The organism is Synechococcus sp. CS-1328 (assembly GCF_025128095.1).
Lineage (GTDB): Bacteria > Cyanobacteriota > Cyanobacteriia > PCC-6307 > Cyanobiaceae > CBW1002.
Genome location: NZ_JAHLYT010000046.1, coordinates 1 through 23898 on the forward strand (window position 1 = coordinate 1; position 23898 = coordinate 23898).

Sequence of the window (23898 nt, forward strand, 5' to 3'; positions counted from 1 at the left end):
CACCCTGCCTTCGGTGCGCTGGGCTGTGGTCTACGGCCTGATCCTCACCACCGCCCGGGCCCTGGGGGAATTCGGTGCCGTGTCCGTGGTGAGCGGCAACATCGCCGGCCAGACCCAGACCTTGCCGCTGTTCGTGGAGGACGCCTACAAGCAGTACGACACCGAACTGGCCTACGGCGCTGCCCTCGTGCTGGGAGGTGGGGTCTGGTGTCGCTACTGCTCAAGCTGCTGGTGGAGCAGGCACTGGGTGGCCACAAAGACGAGAACCCCCTGAGCTGAAGCCCTCTTTCGTCCCACTCACATACCGAGGCCATCTCCTGCTGCCGTGGACATGGACACCAGCCCCCGTTGTAAATCTGAACTCACAATCTGAGCGGAGGGACTCGGTTGATGTCCTTGCGCTGCATAGGAAGAAGGGCATGCTGACCCGGAAGCAGCTCCTCAGCGGTGTCCTTCAGGGCCAGCTCCAGCGGCCGTAGCGGACCGGCCGGAAAGCGGCACCTGCCGGGGCCGTGCCCACGCTGTGGCCATTCCAATAGCGGCGCAGTGGCACCGGTGGTCCCTGGTCAAACAGGATCCGTAATCAAGCCACGGCCGCAGCCGTACTGCGGGCGGCATGTTCCAGAACCATCCTGGCCTGCTCCATGCTGACCCCAGGGAAGCAGCAGTCGCCGAGGTGGTGTGAATGGTGGTGTATGACCGAGCCAGGCGGCCAAGAGCCCTGTGGCGGCAATGCTTTCTAAGATCGGTTCAGAGGACACCCTCTACGTTTACAGCTGATACACGGCGATTCCCTGCGGTTGCGCTGACGTCCGAATAAGCGCTCAAGCCCCACAGTGAGCTCAGCGATACCGCAGACGATCGCGCAGCTACTGGCAAAATCATCCCTCCCTCCAAGTTGAAGCCCCGGCCCATGCCCTCAAACCTTGAGAAGCTGGGTCGCTTTCTGCTGCGTGGCCTCCGCATCGGTGCCAGCACGGTGTCAATCGTGGAACTGCTGCGTAACGACTGGACAGGCGGCATCAGCGCCGGGGTGGCCTGGCTGGTGTTTCTGCAGGTGGAGCGGCGGCTACCGCCGCTGACCCAGGAGCCCGAGGACTGATCCGCAGCTCGGCGCAGCCGGTGGCGGTGATGACCTAGCACGCCTGCTCGCTCTGCTGGCCCATCCAGGCCTCCAGCACCCTCATGCGCCCAGCCCCTCCACCAGTCCCTTGAACATCACAAGGGCATCCACATCGCCCAACTGCCGGTGCTGAAACGCCTCGGGCAGGATGCCGACGATCTCGAAGCCATTCTTCTGCCAGCAGCGGATGCCGGCGGTATTACTGCTCACCACCAGGTTGAACTGCATCGCTCAGTAGCCCAGCTGTCTGGCGGACTGGAGTGAGTGCTGGCAGAGGGAATTGGGCCTGAGGTAGTAGGTGCCCACCACGGCCCCAGCAGCATCCACACCGCCGGCCAGTCGGCCGGCTCAAAGGCACGGATCTGCTGCTGGGATGCCACCAGGGCCAGGGATCTCGATCATCAGCACGGTGATCCTCGCTGCCCCCGCTACCTCCAAGCGTGAGCGGTGGCACATCGCCCCCTCAAGGCCGGCCGGGTGGGGTCAGGGGGTCCGTTGCGCCATGACGTAGGCGGAGGTGTGGGTCAGTGGCACCGACTCCCCGTGCAGTGTTTCCAACGCCGGTCTCAGCTCAGCCAACAGAGCATCCAGCACCACCGGATCGAGAGCCAGAAACGGCGAGTAGGTGGTCAGCAGGGTCAGGTAGTCGTCAATCGTCAGGAGACTCTCCACCAGCCAATGACCCTGCTGGGCACGGTGAAACGAGGGCGACTCCAGCAGGGGTTGCCCCAAGGACGCAAGAATGCCTGCCACGCTGGCGGCATCCTCATAGGGGCGCTCCAGCGCAGGGGCATGGCAGCGGATGATCGGCCTCAGGGCCTCATGGGTCTGGATCGGTGGCTGCAGTTCCTTGTTCCACAGCAGGATCAACCAGCCGTTCTCGCGCAAGGCACCGGCCGCTTTCGGATAGGCAATCTCGGGCGGGATCCAGTGAAACGAGGTGGCCGCCACCACGGCATCGAACCGTTCCTGGTGAGGGTCCCAGTCCTCGAAAGAGGTTTTGACAAGCTCGACCCTCGGGAACCGCTGACAGGTCTGCTGAGCCAGCAGACAGAACTCCGGATTGGGCTCGATGGCCACGATCCGGCAACCCAGCTCCGCGAAGGTCACCGTGGCCGTACCCGGTCCACAGCCCACCTCAAGCAGGGTGGATGCAACCGTCAAGCCCGATTGAGCCACCACCGCATCCACCAGATGCGGCGGGTAGCCGGGCCGGGTGGCGGCATAGGCCGCTGCAGTCGGCGCGTACCAGTGACTGCGCTGCTCCAGAGTCCTGGCCGCATAGGTGGCAACGGTCTGCTTGATCGCGTCAACAGAGTCCAACGGAATTCTGGTCGGGGTTTCAGCCCAGGCTGCTGAGACCGGTGATCCATGACGATGCCAGACGCGAGCCTGCGCTGGCATCGTGAACGACGTGGAGCCTTGACCCCGTGGACCCTCATGGCCATGACCAGTGAACCCATCCGCTTCACCGATGGGGCCGGTTACGACCGCTTCATGGGGGTCTGGAGCCGCCTCGCCGGCCAGGAGTTTCTCGATTGGATTGCCCCGAACCAGGGCCAGCGCTGGCTGGACGTGGGCTGTGGCAATGGCGCCTTCACGCAACTGATCGTTGAACGGAGCGCCCCGCTCTCGCTCGTCGGCATCGACCCGTCGGAGGCGCAACTCGCCTTCGCCCGGCAGCATCCACTCCTGCAGAGCGTCGCGTTTGTCAACGCCGACGCCATGGCCCTGCCGTTCACCGACGCCACGTTCGACCTCGCGGTCATGCCATTGGTGATCCTTTTCGTGCCCGAACCGGCGCAGGGTGTGGCAGAGATGGCACGGGTCGTTGCCCCGGGTGGAACCGTGGCCGCCTACGCCTGGGACATCGAGGGTGGGGGCTTCCCCTACCGGGATGTGACTGAAGTCCTGAGCGCCGTCGGCAGGAGCACACCGATGCCACCCAGCCCCGAGTGCTCCCGCCTTGAGGTGCTATCAGACCTCTGGGCCACCGCCGGCTTGGGCGACATCCAGACGAAAGCCATCGCCGTGGAACGCAGCTTCGCCGACTTCGACGACGTCTGGGACACCCTGCTTGGCGGCCCGAGCGCTGGTCAGGCCCTCGCGGCCATGAACGAGGAGGAACGCTCCGGCTTCCGCGCGTTGCTGCAAGCCCGCCTGCAGCCGGCCGGCAGCGGCCCGATCACCCTGTCAGGGCGGGCCCATTCCATCCGGGGCACAGTGCCAGGCCCGTGATGCACCTGCTGATCGATCGCCACAAAGCCTGCCGATCCGCGTGGCTGCTTCCCGGTCTCAAGGAGCTGCGGCTGGAGGAGGCCGTCACAGTGCTTGAGGTGGGGGCGTTGCTCCGAGCAGCTGCTGCATGACCTCCAACAGCCCATCGGCCAGCGGGCGCGGGCTGCCAAGACGGGCGCTCCAGATCGAACCCGACAGCAACTCCTCTGCTGTCACCAGCGCCATGTCCTGACCCTCCAGCAGGTGCAGTTGCTGCAACGGCACGGACAGCTGAGCGAGAAAGACATGGGCGGTGCGTCGCTGGATGCGGTGCTCCATGGCGTAATCCAGCACCTGGGGCTGCCAGCTGATCTCCTCCAGCAGCTCCCGCCGCATCGCCTGCTCCGGTGTCTCGCCAGGATCGAGGTGGCCGCCAAACAGGCCCCAGCAACCGGGCGCAACGATGCCGGGGATCTCGTCGCGTAGCTGCATCAACCAGCGGCCTTTCTGCTGCAGCATCGCGAGGGCGACTTCAACGGTCATGGCGAAAGACCAGGGCGCCGCCAGCCACCAGAGCCATGCCACCGCTGACGACCAAGAACAACAGCGTCTGAAGCAACAACAGGAAACGACCCAGCAGCGAGAAGGCGGTGATGCGGATCCAGGCGGTGCTGAATGGACAGAACGGATTCACTGGGGCGGACAGGCCTGCCAACCATCGCTGAACCAAGCCTCCTGGATCGAAGGCGGGGCCGTCCTGCAGCTGATCACGCTCAAACCTCATGCTGGTCTGGCTGGTCCTGGTGCCCCGTTTCGAGCCGAAGCCGAAGGTGCGGGTCGCGCTGAGTGTGCTGGACAAGTGCTGAACCGCCCGTCGCCTCGGCGGAGTGATGCCAAGCCTGTTGCAAAGCCACTACACAGCAACCCACTACACAGGAATTGACCGCTGAGCGATGGATCATCTGGTCTGCAGGAGAAGCGGTCGCTGACATGGGTTACGTTCTACAGCTCAGCCTTGCACACATCCAGGATCACCATTGGTCAACAATGAACACCGACGAGCTGGAGATTCATCCGCAGCGGCAGATATCACAACTGCGAGTAAATCAAGATGCTATAGGGAGCGATCTGAATGGACGCGTGAAACGGAAGCCCGTCCCAGGCGCCGGGAATCGCCTCTACGTCGCCGCCAGGATAGCCCTCAAACAACTCACTATAACCATGCCAGTCGCTGTTAAAACGAAGTTTCCAGGTGCCGGCAGCGGGCATGCCCACGACATACTCATCATGGGAGTCGCGAAAGAAATTAGCAATCACAACAACGTCATCACCTGGCCCGCCGAGATCCCAACGATGGAAAGCAAGCACCTTATGCTCGTCGTTGAGGTGATGGACCTGCGTGAACTGTCCACAGAGCCCACGCGAAAAACCCTGCCGATTCAGGCGCAGGCGAATCAGATCCCGATACAGGCGAACAATGCCACGAAACTCATCACGTTGATCCCAGTCGACGGGGACTGAATCGCGGAACCAGGCGCCCTCAAGAAACTCCTGTCCCTGAAACAGCATCGGAATTCCAGGAGCCGTAAAAACCAGGGCAGCAGCCATGGTGGAGCGCTTCTGGGCATACCAGCCGGTGGGATCACTGGGATTGACTTCCTGGGGGATCCGGGCCTGCCCATTGGCAACGTCGTCATGGGATTCGCTGTAGATCACACGCTCAAACGCGTCATCATTGTAGCGAAATAAAATGGCATCGCGAATGCTTTCCAAAGAACGGTTGTCATCCTCAGGCGTGATGACAGCCTCACGGATCGGTCGGACGAAGTTAGGGTCCCACTGGGATCCAAACCCTGCACCGCCAGCGCCTACATCCTTGGTGATCCAATCATTGCTTTGCAGGTCTTCGGCAATGGTGATTCCACCAAGATGGTGCCCAGCCACAGTTTCGTTAATGGCCTGAAGAATGCTCCAGCCATCTGGAAGCTCCTCCGTTCCAGATGCACCAGCGTTGCGGATATAGAGAGTGCTATCAAAACGTAGCCCATCAATGTGATATTCATCAAGCCACATGCGCACGTTGTCGAGGATGTATTGACGCACTTCCCCTCGGCCATAGTCGGGCCGCGTCTCCCCCCAAGGAGTTATGGCACGATCGTCATTATAGAAATAGATTCCGCCTTTGCCGTTCTCAGACCAACCGTCGAATTGCCACAGGTCGAGATCACTCGGGCCAAAGTGATTATAAACCACATCAAGGATTACGGCGATCCCCTCCTGATGGGATCGCTTGATGAACCTCTTGAATCCAAGCGAGCCACCATAATCTGAATCAACGGCAAAGATCTGAGAAGGATTGTAGCCCCACGAACGCATGCCGGCAAACTGGCCGACAGGCATGATCTGAATGGCATTGATACCAAGCCGTTTCAGATAGTCCAGACGAGACGTAATCGAAATGAAACGCCCTGGCCTACTGGAGTCGTCATCATTGAAGGTGCCAACATGCAATTCATACAGCACAAGCTCATTCCATTTCGCCATGGCAAGCTCATCCCCTTCCCAGTCAAAGTCTGGGTCATGAACAATGGCATTGCCTACGGAGTTCGTGACCTCACGTGCATAAGGATCTAGACACTGCTTGATCTCACCCCCTTGGGTGACGAGCTGATATTTGTAGTGATCGCCGATTCTGGCAGTCTCAACATTGACGTACCAGTAGCCCCGTGGTTCTGGCTGCATGGGATTGGCGCTGCCATCCCAGTCGTTGAATGCTCCGATCACCGAGACCCGTTGTGCATGGGGAGCCCAGACACGGAATGCCACGCCATCTGAACTGAGGATAGAGCCCATACCTGGAAGGGCGCGTTGCGTTTCCATCGTTGACTCCGACTCAGGCCACCGTTTCACAATGAACCGGACCCCTAGGTCTTGAAACCGAAAGGGGAAACCAGCTTCACCATCAGATACATCACCATGGTTCTGCGGTCTGATGCACTTCGCAGACTCAGCTTCATCACTCGTTACGCTCTTGAAATGCCTTGCTGCAGCTTGCATCTGCCCCTTCGTCGCCGGAGAAACATGCCATAGGTGATCGACCAACATTCACCGCCCGCAGACATGGGTAACCTTAGATTGTGACTTAGAAAGAGACAGACTCTATGGCGATTCATCCAAGAAGTCTTGCTGCTTCGCTAGTAGCGTTAGCGCTCATGATATCCACCTTGCTGATTCCATTGCCTGCCATGGCAATGGCCAGCGATCACGTCTCCCACCCCATCGTCATTGGAACCATGTCAAACAGAGTGGACGCCACCGCCAAAGATGCAGAAGGCAGGCTGGAATCTGCCTATGGTGATTTAACTGGCGATACTGGACACCAAATCAAAGGAAAAGCCAAGCAGGTTCAGGCCTCTGCCATGAACACAGGAGAGGACATGAAACAAGGCGCAAAATCAGTTGCCAGGAACGTTCGTGATGCGGCCGGACAAATGGCAGACGATCTGAGCTGAACCCACACAGGCGTCGCCATTGCAAGATGGCGACGCCTGCTGACTACTCCAAACTCAGGCTGGCAATCGCTGGGCTGAGCATGACCTCATCCAATCACGATTCATTCCCCTTCACGGAGAGAAATGATGCTGGAGTCAATCGCCGTACTTTTGGTCATTCTCTGGCTGCTCGGCTTGCTGACCAGCTTCACCTTGGGAGGATTGATCCACATCTTACTCGTAATCGCAGTGATTGCGATTCTATTCCGCCTGATCAGCGGGCGTGGCATCTGAATTCTTTGAGGCATCCTAATCCCATGAATCCATATTTTATTGTTGATACGGCCAAAGCATTCGATCAGGCAAGTGCCGATCTTCATGCCGCTGTGACAGCGAACGGATTCGGCGTGTTGGCAGTGCTTGATCTCGGCGACAGCCTGCGCAGCAAAGGCATCAACTTCTCCGAGCAGTGCCAGGTGTTTGAGGTGTGCAATCCCCAGCAGGCAGCCAGCGTACTGAACAAGGATATGAAGCTGACCATGGCCCTGCCCTGCCGGATCTCCGTCTTCACCGAAGCAGGCCAGACCAGGATCGGCATGATCCGGCCCGAAGGCATGCTCGGCAACTTGTCCACAGAACCAGGCCTGATGGAAGTGGCCCATGACGTTGAATCCACCACGACAGCCATCATCCAGGCTGCGGCAGTTTGAACAGCGGCAGCATGAGCAGCAGCATGCACACACGATGATGCCAAACGATTTCGCAGACAACCGGCCTTAGACCCAAGGCAAGAAGAACCACAAAACAATCCCACCGAAGGACGGATTCACACCAACGAAGAAACCCACCCAAGAAATCTAACAAAGAAACCCAACGACGATGAGTCCAGCACAGCAGCGCCATGGGCACACTGGGCACTTGGACGACCTGGATGGACAGTAGCTGCAGGAGAAGCTGAAGTCTTCAGCAAATGGACTGAGTCAGAGCGAAGCGCTACGTCGCTTGACTCAGCATGGCAGTAACGAACTTGACGAAAAGAAGACGAATCAGATACTGAAGCTTCTGACCTATTTCTGGGTTCCGATTCCATGGATGATCGAAGCAGCTGTGCTCCTCTCCGCAGTGGCCCAGCATTGGCCAGACTTCGCCATCATCCTGCTGCTGCTTCTCGCCAATGCGGTGATCGGGTTCTGGGAAGAGCACCAGGCTGGTAACGCCATCGCGGCACTCAAAGCCAAGTTAGCCATGAAGGCACAGGTGAAACGGGATGGCCGGTGGACCACTCTGGAGTCGCGGGAACTGGTACCGGGCGACGTCATCCATCTACGCCTTGGCGACATCGTGCCAGCGGATTCACGCTTGCTGGATGGTGATCCGCTGCAGGTGGATCAGTCAGCACTGACGGGTGAATCGTTGGCGGCCACGCGCCACTGTGGCGACGCCGTGTTCTCGGGATCGATCATCCGCCGGGGTGAAATCGATGCCATGGTCTACGCCACAGGAGCGAACACATACTTCGGCAAGACAGCGGAACTGGTGCAAACAGCTCACAGCGTCAGCCATTTCCAGCAGGCCGTCCTGAAGATCGGCAATGCCCTGATCCTGCTGGCTGTGGCTCTGGTCTCGGTGATCATCACAGTCGCGCTGCTGCGCGGCAACCCACTGCTCACCACCCTTCAGTTCGCCCTGGTCTTGACCGTTGCTGCCATTCCCGTGGCCATGCCCACCGTGCTCTCTGTGACCATGGCGGTGGGAGCGCGCCTGATCACGAAACAAGGGGCGATCGTGACGCGGTTGGCGGCCATCGAGGAATTGGCTGGCGTGGATGTGCTGTGCTCGGATAAAACGGGCACACTGACCCAGAACAAGCTGACACTTGGCGAGCCATTCAGCGTTAGGTCGTCCAGCTTCGATTCATCCAGCGGAGACAGGGATCCGGATCTGGTGATCTTTACGGCGGCCCTGGCATCGCGGGCAGACAACAAGGATCCGATCGATCGGGCTGTGCTGGACGGCCTGAGCGATCACCAGAGACTGGATGGCTATGAGTTGATTCATTTCCAGCCCTTCGACCCGGTGCATAAGCGAACCGAAGCCACAATCAGGGGATTGGATGGTCTTGAATTCAAGGTCACCAAGGGTGCACCACAAGTGATCCTGGAGTTATCGGCCAATCGTGCCGAGGTGACGGCCGCCGTCGATGGCGCGATCAGCGGGTTTGCCGCACGAGGGTTCCGCTCGCTGGGCGTGGCCCGCATGGATGCACAGCAGCAGTGGCAGTGTCATGGGGTCTTACCTCTGTTTGATCCTCCTCGCGACGAAGCCAAAGCGACCATCGCCACGGCACACCAGATGGGCGTGACGATCAAGATGGTGACGGGTGATCAATTGCCGATCGCCCAGGAAACAGCCAAGAAGCTGGGGATGGGTTCCAAGATTCTCGATGCCAGTGGGTTCGGGGCCAGCACGCCTGATCAGTCGGAGCGATTGGAGGAGTCGATCGAGAAGGCGGATGGATTCGCCCAGGTGTTCCCTGAGCATAAGTTTCAGATTGTGGATGTCCTCCAGCAGCACGGCCACATCGTCGGCATGACGGGCGATGGAGTCAACGATGCTCCAGCGCTGAAAAAGGCCGACTGCGGCATCGCTGTTTCGGATGCAACGGACGCGGCGCGTGGCGCGGCTTCGATCGTGCTGATGAAGCCGGGACTGTCCGTGATTATTGAGGCCATCAAGGCAAGTCGCAAAATCTTCCAGAGGATGAACAGCTACGCGATCTACCGCATCGCCGAAACGCTGCGTGTTCTGCTGTTCATGACCGTCTCATTACTGGTTTTTAATTTTTATCCTGTGACCGCAGCGATGATTGTGATGCTGGCCCTACTGAATGACGGCGCCATCTTGTCGATTGCCTACGACAACGTTCATGTCAGCAGCAATCCAGAACGATGGGACATGCGCACGGTCATGGGGATCGCGGCAGCCTTGGGCGCCATTGGGGTCGTTTCAGCGTTTGGCTTGTTTTATCTCGCGGAGCGCGTCTTTCATCTTGACCGTGCCCATAGTCAGACCCTGATGTACCTGAAGCTCTCCGTGGCTGGACATCTGACCATCTTCCTCACACGCACGCGCGGGCCTTTCTGGTCCATACGACCGGCACGGGTTCTGCTGTTGGCGGTTTGCGGCACGCAACTGGTGGCAACTCTGATCGCGGTGTATGGATGGCTGATGACCCCGCTGGGGTGGGGTTGGGCCCCTGGTGGTCTGGGGCTATGCCCTGGCTTGGTTCTTGGTCAACGACCGGTTGAAGTTGATGGCCTATTCGATCCTGAGCCCACAGCTGCATTGCGATTGACCAGGGGTGAGCTACGACGCCCATCCGAGCCCGCAATGCCGAGCAAGGAGAGGCCGCGGCCAGGATCGCCATAGGGTTGGCCAGCACCTCCACCCTGGCCTCACCTGCCACTTGCGGCCCCAATTCCCGTGATCCAGTTCCTCCACACCGCCGATTGGCAGCTCGGCAAGCCCTACGCCCGGGTCAGCGATCCCGACAAGCGGGCACGCCTGCGCCAGGAGCGTCTGAGCGCCATCGGACGGCTGGGGCAGGTGGCGCAGGAGCAGGGGGCCGCCTTCATCGCGGTGGCGGGTGATCTGTTCGATTCCCATCAGCCCACCCGCTCCGACGTATCGGCCGCCTGCAGCGCCATCGGGGCCCTGGGCCTACCGGTGCTGGTGATTCCGGGCAACCACGACCACGGCGGCGCCGGCAGCCTCTGGCAGGAGCCCTATTTCAAGGAGGAGCGTCAACAACTGGCCCCCAACCTGCATGTGCTGCTGGAGCGCCAGCCGTTGGAGCTGGCCAGCCTCGGCCTCGGCGCCGGGGTGGTGCTGCCCTGCCCATTGCTGCGCAAGGCCGAACCCGTCGATCCCACCGCCTGGTTGCGCCACCTGGACTTCACCCCCTGGGCAGACCAGCCCCGCATCGTGCTGGCCCATGGATCGATCCAGGGATTTGGCGCTGAAGACAGCAACGACACCGACGACGAAAATCCGCCGGTTCCCACCAACCGCATCGATCTGGCCCGCCTGCCGGCCGGGGAGATCGACTATGTCGCCCTCGGCGACTGGCATGGCCTCAAGCAGGTGAGCCCGCAGGCCTGGTATGCCGGCTGTCATGAGATGGACCGCTTCCCCCGCAGCGCCGCGTACCGTTCCGGCCAGGTGCTGGTGGTGAGTGTGTCGCGAGGCTCGCGGCCTGAAACCTTTCCGGTGCCCACCGGCGGCATCCGCTGGCATCAGATCTCCCACCGGTTCAACAGCGACGCCGACCTGGAGCGCCTGGAGCAGCTGCTGCGGGATGCCATCGGCCCCCGCAGCAATGAAGACCTGCTGCTGCTGGAGCTTGAGGGCAGCCTCAGCCTGGCCGCCGCCGGCCGCCTGCAGGATCTGCTGCAGCGTCTCGAGGCCCGCTTGCTGCGCCTCAAGCGGCGCGACCGCACCCGCGTCGCCCCGGATGCGACCGAACTGCGTCAGCTCACCCGGCGCTCCGGTGATCCGTTGGTGGCCCGGGTGGCCCAGCGGCTGCAGCAGCTGATCGAGAGCGGCCCGGAGGACACCGCGGACCTGGCCCGCATGGGCCTGCGCGAACTGCACCGCGCCTGCGAAAGCCACTGATTCTCTGACGAATGATTCGCTGACGACTGATGCGCTGACAACTAATGCACTGACGACTGACGGACTCACGACTGAAGACCGACGATCCACGAGGACACACCAGCCCATGCGCCTGCTTTCGGCCCGCATCCGCGACTACCGCCTGCACCGTGACCTGACGGTGAACTTTGATCCCCGCTTCACGGTGATCGCTGGGCCGAACCAGTCGGGTAAGAGCACCCTCGCCGAAGCCCTGCACCGCGCCCTGTTCCTGCCGGTCAAGACCGGTGGTGCCGTGCTCGAGGGCATGAAGACCGATCCCTTCATGGCCGATCCCGAGGTGGTGCTGGCCTTCGCCGCCGGCGGCGACACCTGGACGCTGCGCAAACGCTTCGCGGGCAGCCGCGGCAGCATCGCCCTGCAGGACTCCGGCGGCCGCAGCCTCCAGGGCGATGCCGCCGAGGAACGGCTGGCCGAGCTGATCGGCACCGCCGCCGTGGCCCGCAACCGTGCGGCCGCGGAGCAGCTCAAGGAGCGGTGGGGCCATCTCTGGGTCTGGCAGGGGTCCGCCAGCGACAACCCCCTGGCGCTCAGCTCCAGCGTCTATGACCACGACCGGCTGGTGGAGCGTCTGCAGGCCGGTGCCGACCTGGGGGTGCAATCGCCCCTGGATCTGGCGGTGCTCGACGACATTCAAACCCGCTGGGCCACGGTCTTCACCCCAGGCAGCGCCACACGCGCTCCCCAGCTGCGCCGGGGCTCCGCGTTGCATCGGGCCCGCGAGGCGGTGCAACAGGCCGAGGTGGATCTGGCCGCCATCGGCGACACACTCCAGCAGCAGCAGCAGGCCCAGCAGGCCTATGGGGCCGCGACCGAGCTCCAGGAGCGCCTGGCCATCGAACTGCCGCAGCGCCTGCAGCAACGCCAGGCCCTTGAGGGGACGCTGGGGCGCAGCCGCGAGCTGCAGACCCTGATCGACCAGGAAGGTCCCGTGCTGGCAGCGCTCCGCCAGCAGCTGGACGCGCAACAGCGCGACCAGCAGGAGCTGCAGCATCAGGGCCAACGGGTGGCCGCGCTGGAAGCCGCGCTGGCTCCCAACGCCCAGAAGCTGAGCGATCTGATCAGCACATTGCCGGCGGCTGAGCAGCAGCGGCAGGAGGCGCGTGCCCAGCTCGACGGCCTGCGGCAGGCCACTGCCACCGCCACGGCAGCCGCCGAGCAGATCGAACACCAACTCAGCCGCGCCCGCCTGCAGCTGCAGCGGCAGGAGCTGGTCCAGCGGCTGTCCAGGGTGGAGCAACTGGAGGCAGACCTGACAGCCCTGGACAAGAATCTGGGGCGGCTGCCCGCGATCGATGCCAGGGCGGTGGAGGGCCTCCGCCGCTTGGAGCAGTCGCTGCAGACCAGCCGGGCCCGGGCGGAAGCCATGGCGACGGGACTCGAGGTGATCCGCGCCGGCCAGTCGATCCGGCTGAATGGCGACGCCCTGGCTGCCGGCACCACCCGGCTGCTGGCCGGGCCTGCCGTGCTGACGGTGGGCGACGAGGTGGAGCTCCGGCTGGTGCCCGGTGGTGGCACCAGCGCCGCTGAGGCGCAGCAGAAGCTGCAGGACGCGGATGCGGCCCTCAGCAAGGCGCTGAAGCTCTGGCCGGTCAACAACGTGGAGGAGGCCGCCAAAGCCGAGCGGCGGCGCAGTGACCTGCTGGCGGAACGGGAGCGGCTGGTGGCTCAGCGTGGCGCCGAGGATCCAGCCCTGATTCGCCAGAGCCTGGCGGCCCTGGAGGAGCAGCTCGCAGAGTCTCCAGCTGAGCCGAGCGGCGACCAGGCGTCCGAGCCGGACCCAGCCGCCCGCATCGCTTCAAGGGAGCTGGACCTGAAGAACGCCCGCGCCATCCGCACCCAGGCCCTTGCCGCGGAGCACCAGCAGCAGCACAGCCTGGAAGCGAGCGATAAGGCACTCGAAGCCCTCAGATCCTCGATCGAAGCCACCAACCAAGCGCTCCGCGACGGGGAGAGACAGCTACTGGAGGCCCGGACCCGCATCGATGCCGTGCTGCAGCGTTGCGGTTCCACCGCCAGCCTGAAGGCGGTGATCACCGAGCTGGCCGAACGCACTCAGCAGAGCGAAGCCAGGCTCGCCGCGCTGGCCGCCGAACGGGCCGCCCTCGAGCCGGACAACCTGGATCTGCAGGCCAGGAGCCTCGATCGGGCCATCGCCACGCTGCAGCAGCAGGAGCGCGAGGCCGATGAAGCCCGTATCCGTGCCGAGGGCCGGCTGCATGGCGATGGACGCATCGACCTGCAGGCCGAACAGGAGCAGAAACAGGCCGAACTGGAATCGCGGCGGGGGGAGCAGGAGCGTCTGGAACAGGAGGCCGGCACGCTCAACCTGCTGCGCCAGCTGCTGGAGGAGGAACAGAACGCCATGGCCAGCCAGTACGCCGCTCCCCTGACGGAGCGCATCGCCACCTATCTGGCCCATGTGTTCCCGGATGCGCCGCGCACGGCGCTCTCCTACGACGCCCGCCATGGCTTCCAGCAGCTGCAATGGCGCCGCGGTAGTGAAGCCGCCTTTCCGTTCGAGGTGCTCAGCACCGGCGCGCGGGAGCAGTTCGCCGCCGCCCTGCGGGTGGCGATGGCCGAGGTGCTGGCCGGGGCCTACGACGGCAGCCTGCCGCTGCTGTTCGACGACGCCTTCGCCCATTCCGACCGGGAACGGCAGGCCGGGGTGGTGCGGATGCTGACCGAGGCCAGCGCCCAGGGTCTGCAGGTGGTGCTGCTCACCTGTGACCCGGAACGCAGCGCGCTGATCGAAGCCGCAGCCCAGGTCAGACTGGGTTCCGGCTGAGGCCGGCCAGCCCCCGCCTGAGCCGGAAACGCTGCAGCGCTGCAGCGAGATCCTCCAGGCGCACCGGCTTGGTGAGGAAGTCATTCATGCCGGCAGCCTGGCATTCCTCACGCTGGGTCTCGAACGCATAGGCCGTCAGGGCGATCACGTACAGCGCCTGGAACCCGCGCCGGTGCAGCTCACGCGTGGCTGAAACCCCATCCAATCTGGGCATCTGGATATCCATGAACACCAGATCAATCCCACCGGCCTCGATCCGCTCCACGGCGGCCTGACCATCGGCAACAAAGTCAGCCTTGAGGCCCAACTTGGCCAACATCAACTCAATCATCCGCTGATTGACGCGACCATCTTCTGCCACCAGGATTCCGACATCCTGGAGGCCATCCTCTTGCATTTCCGAGGGCACCTCGACTTGCGTTTCCGAGGGCACCTCGACTTGCGTTTCTGACGGCACCTCGGTTTGTGCTTCGGCTCGTGCTGTCGATGTCGCCGGCCCGTCGGCTTCCAGATCCCCCGGATTACCTGGTTCAGATTCCGTCACTGGGGCTAGCGCCGACTGAGCCGGGGCCAAGGCGAGGCTGAAGGGAATCGTGGCCGTGAAGCAACTCCCTTCACCAAGTTTTGAAACCACGGCGAGATCACCACCCATGAGCTTGCAGAGGCGGCGGGTGATGGCCAGACCAAGGCCGGAACTGCTGCCATCCTGATCCCTCAGGGACTGACGGGTGAATTCTTCAAACAGGATGGTCTGAAAATCATCGGAGATGCCAAGACCCGTATCCGTCACCCGCAAGCCAAGTTCAACACTCTCCTCACCACGTGGCGAAGACTCGACAACAAAACTGACGCCTCCAGCATCCGTATATTTACAAGCATTGCCGAGGAGATTGAAGAGGATCTGACGCAACTTGACCTCGTCCCCAAGCAGCCATCTCGGCGCCTCTGGAGCCAGCGAAACCTCGAGCGTCAACCCCTTGGCATCGGCCACCTGACGGAATGAAGTCTCACAATCCTTGATCAACAGCCGGAGATCGAATCGCCTTAACGCCAGCTTCAAGCGCCCGGCTTCAATGCAGGAAAGGTCGAGAATATTGTTGATCAGGCCAAGCAGATGCTCACCACTCCGCTGGATCGACTGGGTCAGCTCACGCTGCTGTTCCTCTAGATCAGTGTGCATCAGCAGCTCCGTCATGCCGATCACCACATTCATCGGCGTTCGGATCTCATGGCTCATGCTGGCCAGAAATCTGGTCTTGGCCTCGTTGGCCGCCATCGCTTCATCCCGCGACGCCTTGAGTTCACGGGTGCGCAGCTCCACCTGCATCTCCAGCTCATCCCTGGCGGCGATCAAGCGCTCCCGGGCTTGAACGATGCTGCTCTGATCGCGGAAGGTGAAGATCAAGGAACTCTGGCCCGGCAGGATCACCGGGGCCCAGGACACCTCGATGACACGGCGTGGCGGCGCTGTGGTCATCTCCCAGGTCACTGTTCCGTTGCTGTCCATCGTCCAGAACGGCAACAACGGCAGCGGCTCAGCATCACCGAGTCGATAGCGCGCCGGCAACAGCTGGATCAGCGGGATGCCCAGGCATTGAAGCCGGAGCCGATCCACGAAGCGCTCAAACGGCGCATTGGTCCATTCGACAACACCTTGCGAATCCGTGAAGACCAGACCCTCTTCCACCGCACCGAGGGCCGCTTCCATCCGCCCCAGGGTGGAGCGCAGCGTCGAGATCAGTCTCTGGGGATCCTCCAAAGCGATCAAGCGGGCGGACGGCGATCCCAGAAACGCGCGGATCGCCGGTCAATGATCAGCTTGACCACGCCTTCCTGTCCGACTCTTCATTTCACTTTAGCGGTGGTCTGATGGCAGGCCCCAGGCTGATGACGCCATCCCGGCCCCCCGGGATGGCGCGCGCAGATGTTGCCGAGCTGACTCACCAGAGCGTGGGACCGCGGCCGCTGCCCACCTGGCAGCCCATCTGGGAGCCCAGCAGTGCACCGAGGGGGACGGCCCAGGTGCGGCCGTCGTAGCGCGAGGCGGCATAGCCCACACCACCACCCACCAGGCCGCCCACCAGACGGCCCACATTGCAGCGTTGATCCAGCTGGGCCTGCTCCACCACCGGGTCAGGGCCATACACCTGGGCGGTCTCACCCCACCGCTGGCTGGGCTGGGGAACGGGAGGGGGCGGCGTGGGGCGGCCATAGCCCCAGTCCCAGGGGGCCGCGGTGGCCGCCAGTGGGCTGAACAGTGCCGTGGCCACAGCCGCCAGGCCCAGCCAGCGGAGAGACGGGGCACGGCGGAGCGCGGAGGCTTTGCCGGTGGAGGAAGGAGCCGTGATGGATGCGCCGGTGCTGGATGTTCTGGTGCTGGATGCGCCGGTGAGGGATGTCGTCATGGTGAACACGTGAGGAGGACCTGGAGAAAGGCCGGCCTCTGCCAGGCCTCCCTCCAGCACCCCCCTACCGAAGCAAGCCCGGATTGCAGGGCTATGACCGCAACTCCAGGGGTTCTGACCAGATGCAACTGGCCAGGGCGTCTGCGCTGGGCCATCTGCGCTGGGCCGCAGGCCGCTGGATGCACTGGCGTCAGCGATTTGCCAGCTTGGAAGCACGCCCGCGCTCCGGGCCGTTCCCGCCACTCCCCAGCGCCGCCCATGACCAACCGCACCGCGGCCCCATCACCCCTGGCCGTGCCCGTGGCCTTGATGCGCGAGCCGGTGGAGCGGGGTGACACCCGGGCCGCGACCTGGCGGCTGCAGCAGCTCGTACGGCTGGAACGCCTCCTGGCCACCCACGAAGAGGAGGTGCTGGAAGCGCTGGCGGCCGATCTGGGCAAACCCGCCGTGGAGGGATTCTTTGAGCTTGTGGCCGTGCGGCAGGAACTGAAGCTGTGCAAGCGCCAGCTGCGGCGCTGGATGGCCCCCCATCGCGTGGCGACGCCCGTTCCGATCAAACCCGGGCGCGCCTGGTGGCAGGCCGAACCGCTGGGCTGTGTGTTGATCATCGGCCCCTGGAACTATCCGTTCCAGCTCTGCCTGCATCCGCTGGTGAGCGCCCTGGCCGCCGGCAACAGCGTGGTGCTCAAGCCCTCCGAGCACGCGCCCCAGACGGCGGCCCTGATCGCGACCCTGATTGAGCGCCATTTCGATTCCACCGTGGTGCAGGTGGTGCTCGGTGATGGCGCGGTGGCGGCGCGCCTGCTGCAGGAACGGTTTGATCACATCTTCTTCACCGGCGGCGAACGGGTGGGGCGGCTGGTGATGGGCGCCGCAGCCCAGCAGCTCACGCCGGTGACCCTGGAGCTTGGCGGCAAGAGTCCGGCGATCGTGCTGGCCAACGCCGACCTGGCGATCACGGCCCGGCGGCTGGCCTGGGGCAAGGGACTCAACGCCGGCCAGACCTGCATCGCCCCGGACTACCTGCTGGTGCAGGCCCCCGTGCGGGAGGCCCTGGTACAGGGCATCGGTGCGGCGATCACCCAGCTCTATGGCAGCGATCCACTGGCCAGCCCCGACCTGGGCCGGATCGTCAATGCCACCCAGTTCGAGCGGCTGGAGACGTTGCTGCAGGGCGCTCGCAGCCGCGGCCAGGTGCTCGTGGGGGGACGCAGCGATGCTGCCAATCGCCGGATCGAGCCGACCCTGGTGGCCGTGAGCGGACCGGACGATCCACTGATGCAGGACGAGATCTTCGGGCCAATCCTGCCCGTGCTGTCGGTGGCGGATCTGGAGGAGGCCCTGGCCCTGGTGCGTCGACGTGCTCGGCCCCTCGCCCTCTATCTGTTCAGCAATGACACCGCCAGCCAGGAGCAGGTGCTGGCCCGCAGTAGCTCCGGTGGAGTGTGCTTCAACGATGTGGTGCTGCAGGCTGGCATCCCCGATCTCCCCTTCGGCGGCGTGGGGGCGAGCGGCATGGGCCACTATCACGGCAAAAGCGGCTTCCTCACCTTTTCCCACTGCCGCAGCGTGCTGCGACGTCCGTTCTGGCTGGATCTCCCCGTTCGCTACGCCCCCTACGGCGACAAGCTGGCCCTGCTGCGCCGGCTGATGGGATAGGGGCTGAACGGAGGCACCTCTGGTGAAGCTGGACAGGCCACCAATCTCACGATCAGCAGCCGTGATCAATCCTGGGACTGGGCGGGAGCGGTTGGGACCCTTATGGTGCCGCCAGCTTTCCGGTGCAGCCATGCGACGCCCCCTCGCTGCCCTGGTTCTCGCGCTGGTTCTGCCCCTGCCGGCTCTCGCTGGCGAGGTGGTGGTCAAACCGGGCGAGACCCTGTCCGAAATCGCCAGCCGCCATGGCCTCAGCGTCACCCGGCTGATGCAGATCAACGGCATCCGCGATGCCAACCAGGTCGAGGCCGGCCGCCGCCTGACCGTGCCCGGCGGTCCATCCGCAGGCCGGAGCACCGCCAGTGGCGGCAGTGTGACCGTGCAGCCGGGTGAGAGCCTCTCGGAAATCGCCGATCGCCATGGCATCAGCCTGGCCCGGCTGATGCAGATCAACGGCATCCGCAATGCCAACCAGGTTGAGGCCGGCCGCCGGCTGGCGTTGTCGACGACCACCAGCCGCAGCGGCTCCAGCAGCGCAGCACGGCCCCCGGCTGGAAGCAGCATCAGCGTGCAGCCGGGTGAGACCCTCTCCGAGATCGCCGATCGCCACGGCACCTCCGTGAGCCGGTTGCTGCAACTCAACCGCCTGACCGATCCCGATCGGGTCGAGGCCGGCACCAGGCTGGTGTTGCCCGCCACACCCGTCACCAAGGCCACCGCAAAACCCGCCGCCCCGGCTCGCACCTATGACCGCAAGGCCACCGAACACGTGGTGCGTAACGGCGAGAGCCTGTCGCAGATCGCCGATGGCTACGGCATCAGTGTGAACAGCCTGGTGGCGATCAACCGGATCACCGATCCCAACCTCGTCGAAGCAGGTAGCCGCCTGCGCCTCAAGGGCACTGCCGCTCCCGCCCCCAAACCAGCCGCGCCCCGACCAGCCGCCGCCCCCAGACCACCGGCCTCCCAGGCCAGCGCCACCCCACGGACGACCAGCGTCGCCACGGCCACCGCAAAACCTGTCCCGGCGTCGCAACCGGTGGTTGCGACACAACCTGTCGCTGCAGCAAAGCCGGCCCCTGCTGCACAGCCAGCACCCGCAGCCCAGGTCGCCACTGCCACTACCACTCCAGCAGTGAAACCAGCCCCAGCGAAGCCTGCCGCCGCCCAACCCATCCAGGCCACGGCCACAACTGCAACGGCAGTTGCAACGGCAACCGCCGCCGCAAAGCCAGCCCAGCCGGACTGGCGCACCTACGGGCCGCTGCAGGTGGACTGGGCCAACTGGCAACCGATGGGTGGCAGTTTCGTGACCCCCAGCCTCAATGGTGAGGGACAGCCGCTCTACCTGGCCATCAACTGTTCGGCACGCCGGCTCAACGCCACCGGTCAGTCAGGACAGTGGAAGAGCTGGGATCTGCCCCAGAGCGAGTTCGAACAGCAGCTGATCACCGACCTCTGCAAGACCCGCACCAGCTGATCTGATCTGATCCGGCGATCCGAGTCAGCCGGCCCAGGGGAGGGGCCAGGGCTCCCGCAGGAAATGCTCGCCGCTGACCCGCAGCCACAGGCGCTGGGCACCGTCGTCACTTTCGTGGATCAGCTCCTCCTGCACCAGCCGCCGCACCAGCCAGGCCCAGCGGTCCTCCGGCTCACCATGGGCCGCAGCCAGGTCTTCCACCAGGCTGCGCAGATCCCGACCCCGCCGTTCCTGCAGGGCCCCGAGCAGCCGCGTTGCCGGTTCCGACCAGTCCTGCCGGCAGGGCCGCTGCAGGCAGTTGTCGCAGCGGCCGCAGGGATGGCTGATCTCTCCCACCGCCATCAGCAGAGCCTGCTCGCGGCAACCCTCCCCCTCCGCCACCGCCTCCATACGGCGCAACTGCCGCTGGGCCAGCTCCGCCCGCTGATCCTCAGGCTCGCGGCCCGCCCCTGACACCCCACCTCGGTCCTGCTGGGTGGAGGCCCGGATGGCCCAGCCGAGGCTGGTGCGATCGATCGGATCGAACAGCACCAGGCAGCGGGCTGGCAGACCGTCGCGGCCGGCCCGACCTGATTCCTGCAGGTAGCCCTCCGGACTGGCGGGCAGATCGAGATGGAGCACCAGCCCCACATCGGGCCGATCCACGCCCATGCCGAACGCCATCGTGGCCACCAACACCGGCTGGGGCGAGCGCTGGAAATGCTCCAGCGCCAGCTGGCGACTCTCCGGATCCATGCCGGCGTGATACGCGATCGCTTCCCCTCCCGCCAGCGTGAGCCGCTCGGCCCATTGCTCCACGGAGCGGCGGGTGCGGGCATAGATCAGCACCGCGCCGCGGGCCTGCTGCACCGTCTCCAGCAGCAGCGGTAACGGATCGACCGGGCGACGCTGCATGGCGTAGGCCAGGTTGTCCCGCCGGGCGGAGCGCACCTGAATCAAGGGGCGCTGCAGTCGCAGCAGCCGGATGATGTCGGCACGCACCTGGGGCGCCGCCGTTGCGCTGAGGGCCACCAGAGGCACGCCGGGACAGAGCTGCCGCAACTGGCCCAGTCGGCGGTAATCGGGCCGGAAATCGTGGCCCCAGGCACTGATGCAGTGGGCCTCGTCCACCGCCAGGGCCACCACCCGGCCGGTGCCCATCACCTCATCCAGCAGCTGACGGCTGGCCTCTCCCTGCAGCCGTTCGGGGGCGAGATAGAGCAGCCGCAGCCTGTTGTCCCGCAAGCGCTGCAGCAGTGCCCGCCGCTCCGGCAACGAGACTCCGCCATGCAGGCTGGCCGCCGCAATGCCGCGGCGCTGCAACTGATCCACCTGGTCCTGCATCAGGGCCACCAGGGGGGAGACGACCAGCACCAGGCCGCCTCGGACCAGGGCCGGCAGCTGATAACAGAGCGACTTGCCGCCCCCGGTGGGCAACACCGCCAGGCAATCGCGTCCGGCCAGCAGGGCCTCCACCACGGGCCGTTGCCCAGGGCGGAAGCTGGACCAGCCGAAATGGCGCGCCAGGGTGGCCGTGAGGGGGTCTGGGGCCGTTTCAGCGGTTGCGGCGGCGGTTGCAGCGATCGAATCTGCCTTGCCTGCGGCCGTCTCCGCCCGGATGGTGTCCATCGCCACCGCTCAGCCGTGGCACAGGCTACCGCCGCCCTCCGGGTAAGGAGCTGATCCAGGGCATGAGCGCGGGGCCTGAGCGACCGTTGTTGCAAAGCCCATCGATTCCTGATCGATTCCGTGCAGCACGCAGATGGCCGCCGCCACCACCGGTCAAGGGTCGCGAACGGTGACATTCGATGGCAGAGCCGCTCCTCCTCACCCTCGATCAGGGAACCACCAGCTCCCGGGCCACGGACGGTTCGCACCGCCCACGGCCGGAGGCTGCTCAGCCGCAGCGCGCCCCCCTTGGGAGCGCCAGAACGGATCGGGAGCCGTGGAAAAGCCGCCGTTGGCAGCACGGGTCCAGGCCATCGGCTTGCGGCTGGCGTCGCGATCCCGCAATCCCGGAAAGCCGTTGAGGATCGCCTCGATCACGCTCTGCCCAACGAGATGACCATCACCGAGCCAGAGCTCGTCGTGATTGCGCAGCGGCAGCGCCCAGCGGCAGCCGGGCACCATCTCCTGGGCATGGCTGCAAACAGATGGGCCGTGAGGGCGAACAGGCCACCGCGGCCCTCAGTCCGGCAGACGCAGGCTCGACCGGCCATCGAAGCGATGGAGCCGCCGAGGCTCCCAGCCCAGGCGCAGCTCAGCCTCCACCGGCTGGTCCCCGTTGCACACCCAGCGCAACGGTCCGTAGGACGTGGACAGCAGCAGCTGCTGGCTGGCGCCATGCCATTCGCGGCTGAGCAGGCGCGCCGCAATCCCCCCCTCCCCAACGGGATGGAGATGCTCCGGGCGCACCCCCAGCAGAGATCCATCGGGCTGGGGAAGAAGATTGATCTCCGGCCGTCCGATGAAGCGGGCCACAAAGGCGTTGGCGGGCTGCTCATAGAGCTGCTGGGGGGTGCCGCACTGCTGCAGGCGGCCGTCCCGCAGCACGGCGATCCGATCGGCGATGCCCATCGCCTCCTGCTGGTCGTGGGTCACGTACACCACTGGGGCGCTGCCGCCGCAGAGGATCGTGCGCAACTGGGGCCGCAGTTCCTCGCGCAGCTGGGCATCGAGATTGCTCATTGGCTCGTCCAGCAGGAAGACCTGCGGCCTGCGCAGCAACGCCCGGGCCAGGGCGACCCGCTGCCGCTGCCCCCCCGACAGATCGGCCGGCCGCCGGCCGCGCAGCTCCTCAAGCTGCAGCAGCACCAACACCCGATCCAACTCCCGCTCGATCGTGGCCCGGGGAACGCCGCGCATCTCCATCCCGAGCGAAAGATTGCGCGCCACGCTCAGATGCGGATAGAGGGCATAGCTCTGGAACACCATGCCCACCTGACGCCGCACCGGTGGCAGGGCCGTGATGTCGCGGCCCGCCAGCAGGATCCGCCCCGCATCGGGCCAGTCCAGGCCAGCGATCAGCCGCAGAATGCTGCTCTTGCCGCACCCACTCGGGCCCAGCAGCGCCAGGCAATCGCCGCCTTCGACGGTGAGATCGAGATGATCAACGATCGTTCGCGTTCCGATCCGCCGCAGAAGCTGTTCAAGCCGCAGGCTCCCGGACGTGGAAGAGCCAGGCGTTGCTGAAGTCACCGTGACTGACGCAGACGTGGCCGGAGTGGGTGTCGTCATCCCTTGATCGCCCCCTGGGTGAGCCCCGCCACGATCGGACGCTGGAACACCAGTAGCAGCAGCAGCAGCGGCACGCTGCCCAGCACCGTGGCGGCGGCAAAGGCTCCGTAGGGCACGGTGTAGACGGAGGAGCCGGCGATGCGGGCCATGGCCGGCGCCAGGGTGAGCAGCTCGCTGCGGCTCAGCCAGGTGAGGGCGATGGGGAACTCATTCCAGCTGAACAGGAACACCAGCAGCGCCGTGCTGAACACCGCCGGCCCGAGCAGCGGCAGCAGGATCCAGCGCAGGCGCTGCAGCAGGCTGAGCCCCTCCAGCACGGCGCTTTCCTCCAGTTCCGGGGGCAGCTCAGCAAAGGCCGCCTGTAACAACAGCACCGCCAGGGGAAGGGAGAGCCCCGCATAGGGCAGGCAGAGCGCCAGCAGGTTGTTGGCGAGCCCGAAGTGACGGGCCACCTCCAGCAGGGCCAGGAACAGCAACACGTAGGGGAACACCGCCGTGGCCAGAAGGGTTCCCCCCATCACCAGCCGCAACGCTCCGGAGCGCCGCGCCAGGCCATAGGCGCAGGGGATGGCCAGCAGCAGGGTCAGCAGCGTGCTGACACCGCCCACCAGGAAGCTGTTGAGCAGATAGCGCCAGAAGGGGGGATCTCCCGTGAGGATCTGGGTGTAATTCGCCAGCGTCCAGCCGCTGGCCAAGCCGGCCCAGCCCGCCAGCAGGGCTTCGGGGGTCCGCAACGACGTGTAGAGCTGCCAGACCATCGGCCCGAGACTCCAGAACAGCAGCAGCCCCACCGCCAGGATTCGGCCCAG

General features: G+C 64.6%; 20 protein-coding genes and 2 pseudogenes. 11 read left to right on the forward strand and 11 right to left on the reverse strand.

Features of this window, described 5'->3' with window-relative positions; all coding sequences use genetic code 11:
• Both KQ310_RS07725 and KQ310_RS07730 read left to right on the forward strand, forming a co-directional pair.
• Positions 1-279 (forward strand): annotated as a pseudogene (locus tag KQ310_RS07725) (sulfate ABC transporter permease subunit CysW); the annotation flags it as partial.
• A gap of 634 nt (positions 280-913) precedes the next feature.
• A complete protein-coding gene (locus KQ310_RS07730; RefSeq protein WP_259721189.1) occupies positions 914-1102 on the forward strand; it encodes a hypothetical protein in 189 nt (62 codons plus the stop codon).
• An 81-nt stretch (positions 1103-1183) separates the two neighbouring features.
• On the opposite strand, the gene KQ310_RS07735 is transcribed toward KQ310_RS07730, so the two are convergent.
• Both KQ310_RS07735 and KQ310_RS07740 read right to left on the reverse strand, forming a co-directional pair.
• Complete coding sequence (locus tag KQ310_RS07735; protein ID WP_259721190.1) at positions 1184-1351, reverse strand: hypothetical protein; 168 nt, start codon at positions 1349-1351, stop codon at positions 1184-1186.
• 255 nt (positions 1352-1606) lie between these two features.
• Positions 1607-2446 carry a trans-aconitate 2-methyltransferase gene (locus KQ310_RS07740; RefSeq protein WP_259721191.1) on the reverse strand — a complete coding sequence of 280 codons (840 nt, stop codon included), beginning with the start codon at positions 2444-2446 and terminating at the stop codon, positions 1607-1609.
• A 123-nt stretch (positions 2447-2569) separates the two neighbouring features.
• Here KQ310_RS07740 and KQ310_RS07745 point away from each other — a divergent pair, with 123 nt between their 5' ends.
• Positions 2570-3361, forward strand: a complete 792-nt coding sequence (locus tag KQ310_RS07745) for a class I SAM-dependent methyltransferase (RefSeq protein ID WP_259721192.1) — start codon at positions 2570-2572, stop codon at positions 3359-3361.
• 84 nt (positions 3362-3445) lie between these two features.
• Here KQ310_RS07745 and KQ310_RS07750 read toward each other — a convergent pair whose 3' ends face one another.
• From KQ310_RS07750 to KQ310_RS07760, 3 genes are all read right to left on the reverse strand, one after another.
• Positions 3446-3883, reverse strand: coding sequence for an NUDIX hydrolase (locus KQ310_RS07750; RefSeq protein ID WP_259721193.1), 438 nt, complete (start codon positions 3881-3883; stop codon positions 3446-3448).
• Positions 3873-4124, reverse strand: a complete 252-nt coding sequence (locus KQ310_RS07755; protein WP_259721194.1) for a hypothetical protein — start codon at positions 4122-4124, stop codon at positions 3873-3875. The genes KQ310_RS07750 and KQ310_RS07755 overlap by 11 nt, the downstream gene beginning before the upstream one ends.
• Before the next feature lie 305 nt (positions 4125-4429).
• Complete coding sequence (locus KQ310_RS07760) at positions 4430-6193, reverse strand: alpha-amylase family glycosyl hydrolase (protein WP_259721195.1); 1764 nt, start codon at positions 6191-6193, stop codon at positions 4430-4432.
• Between the two features lie 308 nt (positions 6194-6501).
• Here KQ310_RS07760 and KQ310_RS07765 point away from each other — a divergent pair, with 308 nt between their 5' ends.
• The 6 genes from KQ310_RS07765 to KQ310_RS07790 all read left to right on the forward strand — a co-directional run bounded on the left by KQ310_RS07765 (position 6502) and on the right by KQ310_RS07790 (position 14332).
• Complete coding sequence (locus KQ310_RS07765) at positions 6502-6852, forward strand: CsbD family protein (protein ID WP_259721196.1); 351 nt, start codon at positions 6502-6504, stop codon at positions 6850-6852.
• Positions 6853-6978: 126 nt separating this feature from the next.
• Positions 6979-7125 carry a lmo0937 family membrane protein gene (locus KQ310_RS07770; RefSeq protein WP_259721215.1) on the forward strand — a complete coding sequence of 49 codons (147 nt, stop codon included), beginning with the start codon at positions 6979-6981 and terminating at the stop codon, positions 7123-7125.
• A 23-nt stretch (positions 7126-7148) separates the two neighbouring features.
• A complete protein-coding gene (locus KQ310_RS07775; protein WP_259721197.1) occupies positions 7149-7541 on the forward strand; it encodes a DUF302 domain-containing protein in 393 nt (130 codons plus the stop codon).
• A 292-nt stretch (positions 7542-7833) separates the two neighbouring features.
• A complete protein-coding gene (locus KQ310_RS07780) occupies positions 7834-10260 on the forward strand; it encodes a plasma-membrane proton-efflux P-type ATPase (RefSeq protein WP_259721198.1) in 2427 nt (808 codons plus the stop codon).
• Between the two features lie 54 nt (positions 10261-10314).
• The gene (locus KQ310_RS07785; protein WP_259721199.1) at positions 10315-11505 is read left to right on the forward strand and encodes a DNA repair exonuclease; all 1191 of its coding nucleotides are present in this window, start codon (positions 10315-10317) and stop codon (positions 11503-11505) included.
• Positions 11506-11611: 106 nt separating this feature from the next.
• Positions 11612-14332: an AAA family ATPase gene (locus KQ310_RS07790; RefSeq protein WP_259721200.1), complete on the forward strand. Its 2721-nt coding sequence runs from the start codon at positions 11612-11614 to the stop codon at positions 14330-14332.
• On the opposite strand, the gene KQ310_RS07795 is transcribed toward KQ310_RS07790, so the two are convergent.
• Together KQ310_RS07795 and KQ310_RS07800 are read right to left on the reverse strand one after the other, a co-directional pair.
• On the reverse strand, positions 14313-16040 hold the full coding sequence (locus tag KQ310_RS07795; RefSeq protein ID WP_259721201.1) for a response regulator: 1728 nt from the start codon (positions 16038-16040) through the stop codon (positions 14313-14315). The genes KQ310_RS07790 and KQ310_RS07795 overlap by 20 nt on opposite strands.
• Positions 16041-16272: 232 nt before the next feature.
• Positions 16273-16737, reverse strand: a complete 465-nt coding sequence (locus KQ310_RS07800) for a glycine zipper 2TM domain-containing protein (RefSeq protein WP_259721202.1) — start codon at positions 16735-16737, stop codon at positions 16273-16275.
• Between the two features lie 258 nt (positions 16738-16995).
• Here KQ310_RS07800 and KQ310_RS07805 point away from each other — a divergent pair, with 258 nt between their 5' ends.
• Together KQ310_RS07805 and KQ310_RS07810 are read left to right on the forward strand one after the other, a co-directional pair.
• Complete coding sequence (locus tag KQ310_RS07805) at positions 16996-18396, forward strand: aldehyde dehydrogenase family protein (protein ID WP_259721203.1); 1401 nt, start codon at positions 16996-16998, stop codon at positions 18394-18396.
• A gap of 130 nt (positions 18397-18526) precedes the next feature.
• The gene (locus KQ310_RS07810; protein WP_259721204.1) at positions 18527-19873 is read left to right on the forward strand and encodes a LysM peptidoglycan-binding domain-containing protein; all 1347 of its coding nucleotides are present in this window, start codon (positions 18527-18529) and stop codon (positions 19871-19873) included.
• A gap of 24 nt (positions 19874-19897) precedes the next feature.
• Here KQ310_RS07810 and KQ310_RS07815 read toward each other — a convergent pair whose 3' ends face one another.
• The 4 genes and pseudogenes from KQ310_RS07815 to KQ310_RS07830 all read right to left on the reverse strand — a co-directional run bounded on the left by KQ310_RS07815 (position 19898) and on the right by KQ310_RS07830 (position 23847).
• Positions 19898-21481, reverse strand: coding sequence for an ATP-dependent DNA helicase RecQ (locus tag KQ310_RS07815; protein WP_259721205.1), 1584 nt, complete (start codon positions 21479-21481; stop codon positions 19898-19900).
• 303 nt (positions 21482-21784) lie between these two features.
• Positions 21785-21991 (reverse strand): annotated as a pseudogene (locus KQ310_RS07820) (trehalose synthase); the annotation flags it as partial.
• A 48-nt stretch (positions 21992-22039) separates the two neighbouring features.
• On the reverse strand, positions 22040-23089 hold the full coding sequence (locus KQ310_RS07825; protein WP_259721206.1) for an ABC transporter ATP-binding protein: 1050 nt from the start codon (positions 23087-23089) through the stop codon (positions 22040-22042).
• Complete coding sequence (locus KQ310_RS07830; RefSeq protein ID WP_399237918.1) at positions 23086-23847, reverse strand: carbohydrate ABC transporter permease; 762 nt, start codon at positions 23845-23847, stop codon at positions 23086-23088. The genes KQ310_RS07825 and KQ310_RS07830 overlap by 4 nt, the downstream gene beginning before the upstream one ends.
• Positions 23848-23898: the final 51 nt, after the last annotated feature.